Source organism: Azoarcus sp. TTM-91 (genome assembly GCF_012911025.1).
GTDB lineage: Bacteria > Pseudomonadota > Gammaproteobacteria > Burkholderiales > Rhodocyclaceae > Azoarcus.
On the sequence record NZ_WUEI01000118.1, the window covers coordinates 1 to 12882 of the forward strand.

Consider the following 12882-nt stretch of genomic DNA (forward strand, 5'->3'; position numbering starts at 1 on the left):
GGGCTGGGCGGGGCCAGGCGTTTGTGCGATGAGTTCGAGATCCAGTCCGAGCCAGGCAAGGGCACCATGGTCTCCATCACCAAATGGAAGCTGCGCTGAGGGGCGTCGAATTGAGCGGTTTGCGCAGTACCCATCTTTCCTTCGAAATCACGGATGCCAGCAGCGTGGCCTTCGCCCGCCGCGGCGCGGGCGAAGCCGCGCAATCCATCGGGTTCTCGGAGACCGACGCCGGCCGGCTGGCGCTGGTGGTGACCGAAGCCTGCACCAACATCCTGAAGCATGCCGGGCATGGCGAACTGCTGGTGCGGGTGGATGCCGGCAGCGCGGTGGCCGGCGTGGAGATCACCGCGCTGGATGCCGGCCCCGGCATCGAGGACCTCGGCAAGGCCTTCGACGACGGCCGCTCCACCGCCGGCACTTCCGGTACCGGCCTGGGCGCCATCAAGCGCTTGTCCGACGAACTCGCGGTGTACAGCCAGCCACGGTTGGGAACCGCACTGCGCGCGGTGGTGCGCAGCAAGGGGCAGGGCGGCAGCCCGCCGGCGCCGGCCCTGGCCATGGACATCGGCGGCATCTGCACGCCGCTGCGCGGCGAGGCCGTCAGCGGCGACGCCTGGAGCGTGGAGAGCGATCAGGACGGCTTCACCATCACCGTCGCCGACGGGCTGGGCCACGGCCCGGAGGCGCGGGAAGCCGCGGTCGCCGCGCTGGAGGTGGTCTATCGCCGCGCCGGCCGCGCGCCAGCCACGCTGATGGAGCTGGCGCATGGTGCGCTGCGCTCCACCCGTGGCGCAGCGGTGGCCATCTGCCGGCTGGACCTGGCCCGCTCGATGCTGTCCTTCTGCGGCACCGGCAACATCTCGGCGGTGGCCTTCGGCACCGGCAGGCCATTGACTGCGGCGGAACGCCCGCCTGCCGCGCCGGAGGCGCGGGAGAGCTGGCAGCTGTCTTCCCGCAACGGCATCGTCGGCCATGCGATGCGCGACGCCCAGCAGTTCGACCTGGCCTGGCCGCGCAATGCGCTGCTCGTGCTGCATTCGGATGGCGTGGCCACGCGCTGGTCGCTGTCCGCCTATCCGGGCCTGCACCTGCAGCCGGCGGCGCTCGTCGCCGCCGTCATCTACCGGGATTTCTCCCGCCGCCGCGACGACGCCACCGTGGTGGTGGCCAAGGCCGCGCCGGGAGTAGAGTTCGTCCATGAGCACACAGATATTCAGGCTCAGACTTGAGCGCGAGCAGGACGTGGTGAGCGCGCGCCGCACCGCGCGCGACATCGCCGCGGGGCTGGGTTTCTCCACCCTGGACCAGACGCGTATCGCCAGCGCGGTGTCGGAAATCGCCCGCAACGCCTTCATGTACGCCCGGGGCGGCGAGGTGGTGTTCGCCTTCGACGGTGCGGGCAAGCCGCAGGCCCTGCTGATCGACGTCAGCGATCATGGCCCCGGCATCCGCGATCTGCAGGAGGTGCTGGACGGCAACTACCGCTCCTCCACCGGCATGGGGCGCGGCATCGCCGGCACTCGCCGGCTGATGGACCGCTGTGTCATCGACTCTGCGCCGCAGCGGGGCACCCGGGTATCCATGCTGCGTTTCCTGCCCGCGGATGCGTCCCGGCTGTCGATCGCGGAGCTCGACCGCCTGGCCCGCGGCCTCGGGCAGCAGGCGGTGGAAGCGGCGGCGGCCGACGAAATGCAGCAACAGAGCCGCGAACTGCTCTCCACCCTGGCGGAGCTGCGCGACCGTCAGGACGAGCTGGGTCGCCTCACCCATGAACTCGAGGCCACCAACCGCGGGGTGGTCGCGCTGTACGCCGAACTGGACGAGCGTGCCGACGAACTGCGCCGCGCGGACATGATGAAGACGCGCTTCCTGTCCAACATGAGCCACGAACTGCGTACGCCGCTCAGCTCCATACGCGCGCTCTCCAATCTGCTGCTCAACCGCCTGGACGGCGACCTGAGCGCAGAGCAGGAGCGCCAGGTGGAGCTGATCCGCCAGGCGGCGGAGAACCTGTCGGACATCGTTAACGACCTGCTGGACCTGGCCAAGATCGAAGCCGGCAAGACCGAGGTCTATCCCGCCCGCTTCGAAGTTCCGGCGCTGTTCGCCGCCCTGCGCGCCATGCTCACACCGCTGCTGACCGATCCGGCGGTGAGCCTGCACTTCAACGACGCCACCGGCCTGCCGGCGCTGCACTCGGACGAAGCCAAGCTCACCCAGATCCTGCGCAACTTCGTCTCCAACGCGCTGAAGTTCACCGAGCGCGGCGAGATCCGCGTCGGCGCCAGGCTGGAGCCGGATGGCGAGAACATCACCTTCTTCGTCGCCGACACCGGCATCGGTATCGCCGCCGAGCACCAGCAAGTCATCTTCGAGGAGTTCGGCCAGGTGCAGAACCGCCTGCAGCAACGGGTGAAGGGCACCGGCCTGGGCCTGCCGCTGTGCCGCAAGCTGGCGGCGCTGCTGGGCGGCTACGTGGGCGTCAATAGTGAGCCGGGGCTTGGCTCCACCTTCCATGTCACCCTGCCCATCCAGCTGCAGGTGGATGACGTCGCCGACTCGGAGATGCCGGGAGCGCTGCCATGAACCCGCCCGGCCAACCCAGCCCGCTCATCCTCAACGTCGACGACAACGAAGGCGCCCGCTATGCCAAGACCCGGGTACTGAAGCACGCCGGCTTCTCCGTCATAGAGGCCGCCACCGGCTACGGCGCGCTGGACCAGATCCGCGAACATGCGCCGGCGCTGGTGCTGCTGGACGTGAGGCTGCCCGACATCAGTGGCATCGAGGTGTGCGAGAAGATCAAGGGCGACCCGGCCACGGTTTCCACCCTGGTGCTGCAGACCTCGGCTGCCGCGGTGCAGACACTGGACAAGGTTCGCGCGCTCGAGGGCGGCGCCGACAGCTACCTCACCGAGCCGATAGAGCCGGCGGAGCTGATTGCCAATGTGCGCGCGCTGCTGCGCCTGCGCCAGGCGGAGGAGGCGCTGCGCGAGGCCGACCGCCGCAAGGACCAGTTCCTCGCCACGCTGGCCCATGAACTGCGCAACCCGCTGGCACCGATACGCAACGCGGTGGAGCTGATGGACCCGCGCTATCGCGCCGATGACAAGGTACTGGCCGAGGCCCGCATGATCGTCGGCCGCCAGGTCGCCCACCTCAGCCGCCTGGTCGACGACCTGCTGGACGTCTCCCGCATCACCCACGGCAAGATCGTGCTGAAGATGGAAGAGGTGGACGTCGGCATCGCCATCGCCAACGCGGTCGAGGCCAGCCGTCCGCTCATCGACAAGAAGCACCATATGCTGCATGTCAACGCGCCGCAGACGGACTGCAAGGCGCGCGGCGACAGCGTGCGGGTGGCGCAGATCATCGGCAACCTGCTGTCCAACGCCGCCAAGTACACCCCGGAAGGCGGTTACCTGGAACTGAGCGCCGCGCTGGAGGGGGAGGAGGTGGTGATGCGGGTGCGCGACAACGGCATCGGCATCGCGCCGACCGAGCTCACCGAGGTGTTCGACCTCTTCATGCAGTCCAACGGCGCCATGCCGCACTCGGAAGAAGGCCTGGGCATCGGCCTTTCCCTGGTCAAGACGCTCACCGAACTGCATGGCGGCACGGTGGAGGCCCGCTCCGAGGGCCTGGGCAAGGGCGCCGAGTTCATCGTGCGGCTGCGGGCGGTGAAGAAGACCGCCACCGAAGCGCAGGCGCGGGCGGCAAGGGAGGGCGCCGGCAGCATGCGCCGGGTGCTGATCGCGGACGACAGCGTGGACGGTGCCGAATCCATGTCCATCCTGCTCGAAACGCGGGGCCACGAGGTCTGCGTCACCTTCGACGGCCTGGCCGCCATCGAGGCCGCGCGCAGCTTCCATCCCGACGTCGCCATCCTGGACCTCGGCCTGCCGGGGGCAGACGGTTACGCGGTGGCCCGCAGCCTGCGCGCCAACCCGGACACGGAAGGCGCCTTGTTGATCGCCCTCACCGGTTACGGCCAGGAAAGCGACCGTGCCCGCACCCGCGACGCCGGCTTCGACGGCCACTTCGTCAAGCCGGCCTTGTTCGAGGACGTGATGCGCGCCATCGACGCCGAAGGCGCGCCGGGCCGGCCGCGCAACCGCGGCGCAGGCGTGGCGACGGCCGGCTGACCCGCAGCCGCGCCCAGCCGGCCACCGGCATCGGCGGGCCGCTTTTCTGCCCCCGCCGCGATCCACCCGGCACCGGTGGTGCGCCCCTCGCCGAATCCGCGCCGCTGCGGCCTGTCCTTGCTCGCCTCCGCGCCCGGGCACACCGGGAAGCGGCGTGAGCCCGGTCAGGCTGCCGGCGCTTGCCCCCGCACGCCACGCCGCACCCCCTGCGGGGTGATACCGAAGCCCCGCATGAACGCTTCCCGCATGTGGCGGCGGTCGCGGAAGCCGGTTTCGCGGGCGACCACCTCCAGCGGGTGGCTGCTCTGCTCGATCATCAGGCGGGCGGCTTCCAGGCGCAGGCTTTCCACCGCCTTGGCCGGCGACTGGCCGGTTTCCCGGGCGAAGACGCGGCTGAACTGGCGCGGGCTCAGGTGGGCGGCCTGGGCCAGTTCTTCCACGCTCAGCGGCCGGTGCAGGTTGCCGCGCGCATATTCCAGCGCGCTCTGGATGCGGTCGGATTTCGGTGCCAGCGCGAGCAGTTCCGAATGCTGCGACTGGCCGCCGGAGCGGTGCTGCTGCATCACCAGCTTGTGCGCCACGCTGCGGGCAATCTCATCGCCCAGGTCTTTCTCCACCATGGCCAGCGCGAGGTCCATGCCGGCGGTCATGCCGGCGGAAGTCCAGATCGGGCCGTCGACGATGTAGATGCGGTCGTCCTCCACCTGCACGTCGGGATACAGGCCTTGCATGTCGCGGGCGTAAGCCCAGTGCGTGGTGGCGCGGCGGCCGGCCAGCAGGCCGGCTTCGGCAAGCACGAAGCTGCCGGTGCAGATGGCGGCCATGCGCCTGGCGCGTGGGCCTTGCCGGCGGATGAAGGCCAGCAGGCCGGGTGGGCTGGGGTGCTGCAGGGGCTGGATGGCGCCGCTGACGATCCAGGTATCCGCCTGGCTGCGTGGCCCCAGGGCGCGGGTGCCCACCGTCAGCCCCAGGGAGGCGCGCACCTCGCCGCCGGCCACCGAGTAGTTGTCGATGGCATAGAAGGGTTCGCGCGTCACCATGTTGGCGAACTCGAACACCGATTGGGTGGCGATGGTCATCAACTGGAAGCCATCCGCCAGCAGGTAGCCGATGCGATGCATGTCGGGCGTCCTTTTTCGTGCAATGTCTGAAAAAAGTACTTTATACGTCATTTGAGACAATGGCGACACGCCCTACGATGCCTCCATGTCTTCATCGAATGGAGTGACATCATGACGCAGCAGCATCCGGGTACCGCCCTCATCACCGGCGCCTCTTCCGGCATCGGCGCGCTCTACGCCCAGCGCCTGGCCCGCCGCGGCTACGACCTCATCCTGGTGGCGCGCAACCGCGGCCGCCTCAACGCCCTGGCGGAGCGCATCACCACCGAAACACGCCGCAGCGTCGAAGTGCTGGAGGCCGACCTCGGCGATCCGGCGCAGCTGGCGCGGGTCGAGGCCAAGCTGCGCGAGGACGCCAGCATCACCCTGCTGGTGAACAATGCCGGCATCGGCACCCACACCCCCTTGCTGGACAGCGACGTGGGGCGGATGACGCAGATGGTGGCGCTCAACGTCACCGCGCCGATGCGCCTGAGTTACGCGGCGGCGCCCGGCTTCGTCGCGCGCGGGCGGGGCGGCTTGATCAACATCTCCTCCATCGTCGCCATCGCGCCGGAGATCCTCAACGGCGTCTATGGCGGCAGCAAGGCCTTCGTGCTGGCCTTCAGCCAGTCGCTGCACCATGAGCTGGCGGGCAAGGGTGTGCGCGTGCAGGCGGTGCTTCCCGGCGCCACCGCCACCGACTTCTGGGCGAGCGGCGGCCTGGCGGTGGAGCACCTGCCGCAGGACATCGTGATGCGTGCGGAAGACCTGGTGGACGCCGCGCTGGCGGGCTTCGACCGCGGCGAACTGGTGACCATCCCGTCGCTGCACGAGCTGGAGGAATGGCAGATGTACGAGGCCGCCCGCCAGGCGATGTCCGCGCATCTCTCCCGCAACGTTCCGGCGCCGCGCTATGCGGTGCCGCGCTGAGGGAGCCGGCGATGAAATACAGGGTTTTCGGACGTACCGGCGTGCGTTTGGCGCAGATCGCGCTGGGTACCGCCAACTTCGGCCAGCGCTGGGGGCACGGCGCGGATGAGGCGGACAGCGCGGCCATCTTCGACGCGTATGCCGAGGCGGGCGGCAATTTCATCGATACCGCCGACATCTACCAGTTCGGCCAGTCGGAGGAGATCCTCGGCGGCCTGCTGGCGGGGAGGCGGGAAGCCTTCTTCCTCGCCAGCAAGTTCAGCAACGGTGCGCAACCTGGCGCCGGCCGCCTGCTGACCGGCAACAGCCGGCAGGCGATGGTGGCCTCGGTGGAGGCGAGCCTGCGGCGGTTGAAGACGGACCGCATCGATCTCTACTGGGTGCATCACCCGGACGGTCTTACCCCGGCGGAGGAAATCCTGCGCGGGCTGGACGACCTGGCCCGCGCCGGCAAGATCCTATACGCCGGTCTCTCCAACTTCCCCGCCTGGCGGCTGGCGCGGGCGGCGACGCTGGCCGAGCTTGGCGGCAGCCTGCCGATCGCCGCCGCGCAGTTCGAGTACAGCCTGGTGCGGCGCGAGCCGGAAGCCGACCTGATACCGGCGTCGCAGGCGCTGGGGCTGGCGCAGGTCACCTGGTCGCCGCTGGGCGGCGGCATGCTCACCGGCAAGTACCGGCGCGGCGAGCGGGGCAGGGCGGAAGGGCTGGGGGGCAAGGTCTTCCAGGCAGAGGATTCGCCGCAGCGCGTGGCGGTGCTGGATACGGTGCTGGCCATCGCCGGCGAGCTGCAGGTCACGCCGGACCAGGTGGCCATCGCCTGGGTGGGCAGTCGCGGCGTGTTTCCGCTGATCGGCCCGCGATCTCAGGCGCAGCTGGCTTCCAACCTGGGCGCCGCCGGCCTCGAACTCTCCGCCGCGCAACTGGCCCGTCTGGATGCGGCCAGCGCGCCGGCCGGCGCTGCCGGCACCGCGCCAGCGGTGGGGCTGGACCTGAGCGCGACCGAGATTCCTTTCACTCCGGTTGCCTGAGGCCGCCCTGCGTCCGGCCGGCAACTGGGAACGGGTGCCGGCCGAGCGCTTCCGGGCGGGGCAGGACCGCGGCCCCGTGCCGCCGGGCCGGCCGGCTGCTGCACAAGGGGCGTCCTCTACGGGAGGCGCTCCGGGCCGCGGTTCCACCGCAGTGCTCCTTCACCGCGTCACGGCCGCTCTTGTGGCCGGCTTTCCCATTCATGCAGGAAAAAACATGCAGAACGACATTCCCGCGCCCACCGTGCGCGCACTTCGCGTCCTGAGCCTGGCCTACTTCGTCCAGGCCACCGGCGCCCTGTCCCTGGTCGGGGCCCTGGACGCGGTTTCCCGCGAATGGGGGCTGACGGATGCCGGCAGCGCATACCTCATCTCGGTATTCGGCATCGTCTTCGCCCTTGCCGCGCCGCTGTTGCAGGTCTTTCTCGGCCACCTGAGGCGCCGGCGGCAGGTGCTGCTGGGGCTGGGCGTGTTCAGCGCCGCGGCGCTGCTGTTCGCCGCCGCGCCGGATTATCCGGCGCTGCTGCTGGCGCGGGTGCTGATGGGGTTGGGGGCCGCCTTCGTCGGGCCGGTGCTGGGGGCGCTGGGTTCCAGCCTGGTCGCGCGGGAGCAGCAGGGGCCGGCGATCGCCACCGTGCTGCTCGGGCTCTCCATCGCCGGCCTTGTCGGCATGCCGGGCGCCGCCTGGGTGGCGCATGCGCTGGGGGTACGCCTGCTGTTCGTGCTGGTGGGGGCGGCCGGCCTGCTGTGCGCCTGCTTGATCCTGCGCGCGGTGCCGGACGCCGCACCGGGAGAGCGCATCCGGCTGGCCACCGTCGGCCGCCTGCTGCGCGACCCGCAATCCCTGAGCGGCTTCCTCGTCGCTTTCTTCATCGCTGCCGGCGTGTATGCCACCTATGGCTTCCTCGCACCCATCATCCGCGATGTCTACCTGGCCGGGCCGGAGACGGTCTCCCTCGCGCTGGCGGTGCTGGGAGTGGCCGGGGTGCTGGGCAATCTGTTCGTCACCCGCATGGCAAGGCGCTACTCGGCCGAGGCCATGCTCCACGCCGGCATCGCGGTGCTGGCGCTCAGCCTGGGCCTGATGCGCCTGGCGCCGCCGGTGCTGGCGATGTTGTTCGCCATGCTGGCGGTGTTCGCCTTCGCCACCGACATGCTGTGGCCCAGCCAGCAGCGCCGCATCATCGAGCGCCACCCGGAACAGCGCGGAATCGCCCTGGCGCTGACTTCGTCCTTCGTTTTCTGCGGCATCGGCGCCGGCACCGCGCTCGGCGCCTGGATCTATCCGCAGGCAGGCCATACCGGCGTGCTGCTGGGCTCGCTCGGCCTGCTGGCGCTGGCGGTCTTCTGCCTGCGCTTCCCCATGCGCAGCCGCGGCGCCGCCCGGCCTTGCACCGGCAGTGTGGCGCCGGGCTGCGGTTCGGCATGCTGAGCAAGGGAGACCTGCAAATGAAGATGGAGCGTCCCATGCCGCCCGCCGACGCCGCCTCCGGTGACACCGGGGTGCAGCCGTGGCGGGTATTCCTCATCGCCAGCGTGGCGGTGTTCCTGGTATCCATCGACAGTACCGTGTTGTTCGCCGCCTTCGCGGCGCTGCGCGAGGCCTTCCCCGCCAGCTCGGCGGCCGGGCTGTCCTGGGTGCTCAACGCCTACACCGTGGTGTATGCGGCGATGCTGGTGCCCGCCGGGCGCCTTGCCGACACGCATGGCCGCAAGCGCATGTTCATGACCGGCGTCGGCGTGTTCTCGGTGGCTTCGCTGGCCTGCGGGCTGGCGCCGGACGTAGGGGCGCTGGTGGCGGCGCGGGTGCTGCAGGCGGTGGGGGCGGCGTTGCTGACGCCGGCTTCGCTCGCCATCGTGCTGGGCGCTTTCCCGCTGCGCCAGCGGGCGGTGGCGGTGAGCATGTGGGGCGCGGTGGGCGGCCTGGCCGCGGCGACCGGGCCCAGCGTGGGAGCCTGGCTGGTGGATAGCCTGGGTTGGCGCTGGGCCTTCTTCATCAACCTGCCGCCTGCCCTGTGGTCGCTCTGGCGTGCGCGCCGCCAGCTGCCGGCGGAAGGGGCGCCGGCAGCTGGCGGGCGCCGTTTCGATGCCGTCGGCGTGGCGTTGCTGGTCGCCGGGGTCGGGGCGCTCACCTGGGCGGTCGTGAGCTTCGAGGCCCATCCCTGGCGTTCGCCGCAGGTGGCCGGCGCCGCCTCGCTGGGCCTGCTGCTGATGGCGGGCTTCGTTGCCTGGGCGCGCGGCCGCGCGGATGCGGCGCTCGATCTGTCGTTGTTCTCCAGCCGGACCTATCGCGCGGTGAATCTCGCCACCCTGGTGTTCGGCGCCGCCTTCGCGATGATGTTCTTCGGCTTCTTTTTCTTCATGACCGGCATCTGGCACTACAGCCTGCCGCTGGCCGGGCTGGCGATCACGCCGGGGCCGCTGATGGTGGTGCCGGTGGCCATGCTCTGCGGCCGGCTTGCCGCCCGCACCGGCCACCGTCCGGTGCTGGTCGGCGGTTGCCTGCTGCTCGCCGCCGGCGGCATCTGGCAGAGCCTGGTGCCGGGAGCGCAGCCGCAGTACCTCACCCACTGGCTGCCCAGCCAGTTGATGACCGGCATCGGCGTCGGCATGGCGATGCCCTCCCTGGCCGGCGCCGCGGTGGCCAGCCTGGGCAGCGCCCAGTATGGGGTCGGCAGCGCGGTGAACCAGGCCATCCGCCAGTTCGGCACGGTGCTGGGCGTGGCCTGGATCATCGTCGTGCTGGGCCATGCGCAGATCGGGCTGGAGGATTTCCGCCTGCTCAGCCGCAGCTATGCGGCGCTGGCGCTGCTGAGCGCGGCGCTGTGCCTGGCGGTGCACACCCGCCCGGCGGGGCGCAAGCCGGGCTGAGGCGCCGTCCGCCCACCGGCTCGCCGCCTGTGAAAGTGGAAGCCGGCACGCCGGTGAACGCGAGAGGCCCGGCCGGCGCGGCTTCGCGCACGGTCGGGCCCCGGGCCGGCGGGCAGCCTGGCGCTGGCTGCCCGCGCACTGCCGCCGCTCAGGCGGGTTGATGCAGGCGGCGGTGCACCAGCGGACTGCCGCGCAGGCCCCGGCCGGCCTTGGCGGCGGCCAGCAGCGCGAGGTCGATCAGCGGCTCCACCAGCACCACGCTCATGTAGGCGGCGCCGAAGCGGGCGACTTCGCCGAGGTTGGCTGCGCCCACGCCCTGGCCGTAGATGGCCCAGAAGGCTACCCAGGCGACGATGCCGCCCTGGTAGGCCAGCGACAGTTGCAGCGCCTGCTTGTAGCCGATGTCCACATAGGCGGTGTCGGCCGGGATGATCTTCTTCGCCAGCGCGGCGGCGGCGAACAGCGGCACCAGCAGGGTGGTGATGTTGATGCCGTACTGCGGCAGGTCGAAGGGGGCGAAGAGCAGGCCCTGCACCAGCAGGCCGCCGGCCAGGCCGATGGCGGCGGGCGCCAGGCCGAACAGCAGCAGCAAGGTGGTGCCGAGGATGAGGTGGACTTCGGAGACGCCCACCGGGTGGTGCGGCAGCACTTCGAAGAAGCAGAACACCAGCGCGGTGGCCAGCAGGCTGCGCAGGGCCAGCGCGGCGAGGCCGTCGCGCTTGAGCATGTCCAGCGCGGCCTTGGCGGTGAGGCCCAGCGCGGCGGTGGCGGTGGCGTAGCTCAGCGCCATCTTGGCGCCGTCGACGATTCCAGGTTCGATGTGCATCTGGGTTTTCTCCTTGCTGTTTGCGGTTGCTGGGTGCTGCGATCAATGGCCTGCGGGCGCGGGAAGGCGCCGCAGGCGGGAAATGGGGGCCGCCGGCTGGGCGGCGGGATGGGGTTGGCGACCAGGTGTTTTTCCTTCGCTCAGGCGAGGCCGCAGGTCTGGCAGAGTGGTGCCGCCTGCTTCGTCATGGCGAAGGAAAGCGCAGGGGCGCTTCATGCCGCGCTCCAGTCTGATGCCCGCAGCAGCGCCGCCCGCCAGTCGGCCGCCAGCCGCGCGGCGCGTTCCAGCCGCGGCCGGCCGTCGTCGAAGTCCACCACGGTGCACTGGTCGGCATGGCGCGGGCGTGGCGGCAGCGGGTCGAAGCGGGCGTCGGTGAGCAGGCTGAGGGCGATGGGCTGGACCGGGCAGGTCTTGCGGTAGCGGCTCAGCACCTCCTCCGCCAGTCGCAGCGCGGCCTGCGCCGGGCTGCCGCCGCCGCCGGCCAGCGGCGCGATCCAGCCTTCGTTGTGCGCCTGGGCCTTGCGCGGCGCTTGCAGCAGACGGGCGCCCTGGCCGTCGAAGGCGATCACCGCCAGGGCTTCGCGCTTGCGGTAGCTGGCCGCGCTCCACTCCAGCAGCAGGCCCTTGGCGAGCGCCAGCCGCTGGCCGCGCAGCATGGAGGCGGAGCAGTCCAGCAGGATGCAGTGCAGGCCGGCGCTGCCTTCGGCGCGGCGACGCCGGCGCAGGTGTTCGCGCGCCAGCGGCTGGCGGCCCTTGGCGGCAAGGGTGCGCGGCCAGTCGATGCGACTGCCGGCGGGCAGGGCGCCGCGGCCCTTGCGGCGGGTGTTGGCTGCGCGTCCGGCGGGCTCCCTGCCGGGAGCGCTGCGCCCGGCCGGACGCGTCAGGCTTTTTTTGCATGGGGGTATCCCGGCGCGGCTGGCGGCTTGAGGGGTTTCAGCGCGGCGATGGCGACAGGCTGCGGCGGCAGGGCGCCCCAGTCGCCGTCGTTTTCCTTGCTGTCGTCCGGGTTCCGGGCGGTGGTCTGGCCCTCGGCACCGTAGCGGCTGGAGCCCGGGTTCTGTGCGGACCTTGTGTTCGCAGCGGGCGGGGCGAGGCCGTCCTGCGCATCGCCGCTGCCGGCGTTCGCCCGCGGCTGCTCGGCCGCCTCCGGCGGCACGCTGCGCCGGTGCGCCAGCACCAGTTCGGCGACGGCGGCGATGTCGGTGGCGGCGATTTCGCTGCGCCCTTGCAGTGCCGCATGGGCACGGGCCGCGCGCAGCATCACCAGGTCGGCGCGCACGCCTTCCACCGCGGCGGCGTAGCAGCGTTCGGCGACTTCGGCGTGGGCGGCGTCGGTGTAGGGAATGGCGGGCAGTGTGGCGCGGGCGGCGGCGATGCGGGCGGCGAGGGCGTGTTCGGCGGCCTGGTGGCGCTGGTGGAAAGCGATGGGGTCGGCGTCGAAGGCGAGGCGGGCGCGGACGATGGCCTGGCGCTCGGCTGGCGGCAGCTGCGCTTCCAGGCGCAGGAAGAGGCCGAAGCGGTCCAGCAGCTGCGGGCGCAACTCGCCTTCCTCCGGGTTCATGGTGCCGACCAGGGCGATGCGGGCCGGATGGGCGTGGGAGACGCCGTCGCGCTCCACCCGGTTGATGCCGCTGGCGCAGACGTCCAGCAGCAGATCCACCAGCCCGTCCGGCAGCAGGTTCACTTCGTCGATGTAGAGCACGCCCTCGTGAGCCTGGGCGAGCAGGCCGGGGCGGAAGCTCACCTTGCCGCTTTGCAGCACGGCTTCCAGGTCCAGGCTGCCGGCCAGCTGTTCTTCGCTGGCGCCCAGCGGCAGGTTGATGAAGCGGCTACCGGGCAGCAGCGCCGCCAGCGCGCGGGCGCTGGTGGATTTGGCGGTGCCGCGCGGGCCTTCGACCAGCACGCCGCCGATCAGCGGGTCGATGGCGGCGAGCAGCAGCGCGGTCTGCAGTCGCTCCTGGCCGTGCAGCGCGGTGAAGGGG

General features: G+C 71.2%; 11 protein-coding genes. 7 read left to right on the top strand and 4 right to left on the bottom strand.

What is annotated here, in order from left to right:
• The first annotated feature begins 119 nt into the window (after nucleotides 1-119).
• From GRF61_RS20490 to GRF61_RS20500, 3 genes are read left to right on the top strand one after another with little or no spacing between them, the layout of a single operon-like run.
• On the top strand, nucleotides 120-1229 hold the full coding sequence (locus GRF61_RS20490) for an ATP-binding SpoIIE family protein phosphatase (RefSeq protein ID WP_211166114.1): 1110 nt from the start codon (nucleotides 120-122) through the stop codon (nucleotides 1227-1229).
• A complete protein-coding gene (locus GRF61_RS20495) occupies nucleotides 1198-2586 on the top strand; it encodes an ATP-binding protein (protein ID WP_169152478.1) in 1389 nt (462 codons plus the stop codon). Before GRF61_RS20490 ends, GRF61_RS20495 begins: the two co-directional genes overlap by 32 nt.
• Nucleotides 2583-4145, top strand: coding sequence for a response regulator (locus GRF61_RS20500; RefSeq protein ID WP_169152479.1), 1563 nt, complete (start codon nucleotides 2583-2585; stop codon nucleotides 4143-4145). Before GRF61_RS20495 ends, GRF61_RS20500 begins: the two co-directional genes overlap by 4 nt.
• A gap of 164 nt (nucleotides 4146-4309) precedes the next feature.
• Here GRF61_RS20500 and GRF61_RS20505 read toward each other — a convergent pair whose 3' ends face one another.
• The gene (locus GRF61_RS20505) at nucleotides 4310-5266 is read right to left on the bottom strand and encodes a GlxA family transcriptional regulator (protein WP_169152480.1); all 957 of its coding nucleotides are present in this window, start codon (nucleotides 5264-5266) and stop codon (nucleotides 4310-4312) included.
• A gap of 111 nt (nucleotides 5267-5377) precedes the next feature.
• Between GRF61_RS20505 and GRF61_RS20510 the strand changes: the two genes are divergently transcribed.
• From GRF61_RS20510 to GRF61_RS20525, 4 genes are all read left to right on the top strand, one after another.
• Complete coding sequence (locus tag GRF61_RS20510; protein ID WP_169152481.1) at nucleotides 5378-6178, top strand: SDR family oxidoreductase; 801 nt, start codon at nucleotides 5378-5380, stop codon at nucleotides 6176-6178.
• Nucleotides 6179-6189: 11 nt separating this feature from the next.
• Nucleotides 6190-7206 carry an aldo/keto reductase gene (locus tag GRF61_RS20515; protein ID WP_169152482.1) on the top strand — a complete coding sequence of 339 codons (1017 nt, stop codon included), beginning with the start codon at nucleotides 6190-6192 and terminating at the stop codon, nucleotides 7204-7206.
• Between the two features lie 214 nt (nucleotides 7207-7420).
• Nucleotides 7421-8635, top strand: coding sequence for an MFS transporter (locus GRF61_RS20520; protein ID WP_169152483.1), 1215 nt, complete (start codon nucleotides 7421-7423; stop codon nucleotides 8633-8635).
• A 17-nt stretch (nucleotides 8636-8652) separates the two neighbouring features.
• Nucleotides 8653-10074: an MFS transporter gene (locus tag GRF61_RS20525; protein WP_169152484.1), complete on the top strand. Its 1422-nt coding sequence runs from the start codon at nucleotides 8653-8655 to the stop codon at nucleotides 10072-10074.
• Between the two features lie 148 nt (nucleotides 10075-10222).
• Here GRF61_RS20525 and GRF61_RS20530 read toward each other — a convergent pair whose 3' ends face one another.
• The 3 genes from GRF61_RS20530 to GRF61_RS20540 all read right to left on the bottom strand — a co-directional run.
• Nucleotides 10223-10900 carry an energy-coupling factor ABC transporter permease gene (locus GRF61_RS20530; protein WP_169152485.1) on the bottom strand — a complete coding sequence of 226 codons (678 nt, stop codon included), beginning with the start codon at nucleotides 10898-10900 and terminating at the stop codon, nucleotides 10223-10225.
• Between the two features lie 212 nt (nucleotides 10901-11112).
• Nucleotides 11113-11682, bottom strand: a complete 570-nt coding sequence (locus GRF61_RS20535) for a VWA domain-containing protein (protein WP_348982450.1) — start codon at nucleotides 11680-11682, stop codon at nucleotides 11113-11115.
• 98 nt (nucleotides 11683-11780) lie between these two features.
• On the bottom strand, nucleotides 11781-12882 hold a 1102-nt coding region (locus GRF61_RS20540; protein ID WP_169152486.1), incomplete at its 5' end, for an ATP-binding protein.

Bases quoted from the DNA above. Each gene is read 5' to 3' on its own strand.
- GRF61_RS20495 (WP_169152478.1), top strand. From the start codon at position 1,198: ATGAGCACACAGATATTCAGGCTCAGACTTGAGCGCGAGCAGGACGTG.
- GRF61_RS20500 (WP_169152479.1), top strand. From the start codon at position 2,583: ATGAACCCGCCCGGCCAACCCAGCCCGCTCATCCTCAACGTCGACGAC.
- GRF61_RS20505 (WP_169152480.1), bottom strand. From the start codon at position 5,266: ATGCATCGCATCGGCTACCTGCTGGCGGATGGCTTCCAGTTGATGACC.
- GRF61_RS20510 (WP_169152481.1), top strand. From the start codon at position 5,378: ATGACGCAGCAGCATCCGGGTACCGCCCTCATCACCGGCGCCTCTTCC.
- GRF61_RS20515 (WP_169152482.1), top strand. From the start codon at position 6,190: ATGAAATACAGGGTTTTCGGACGTACCGGCGTGCGTTTGGCGCAGATC.
- GRF61_RS20520 (WP_169152483.1), top strand. From the start codon at position 7,421: ATGCAGAACGACATTCCCGCGCCCACCGTGCGCGCACTTCGCGTCCTG.
- GRF61_RS20525 (WP_169152484.1), top strand. From the start codon at position 8,653: ATGAAGATGGAGCGTCCCATGCCGCCCGCCGACGCCGCCTCCGGTGAC.
- GRF61_RS20530 (WP_169152485.1), bottom strand. From the start codon at position 10,900: ATGCACATCGAACCTGGAATCGTCGACGGCGCCAAGATGGCGCTGAGC.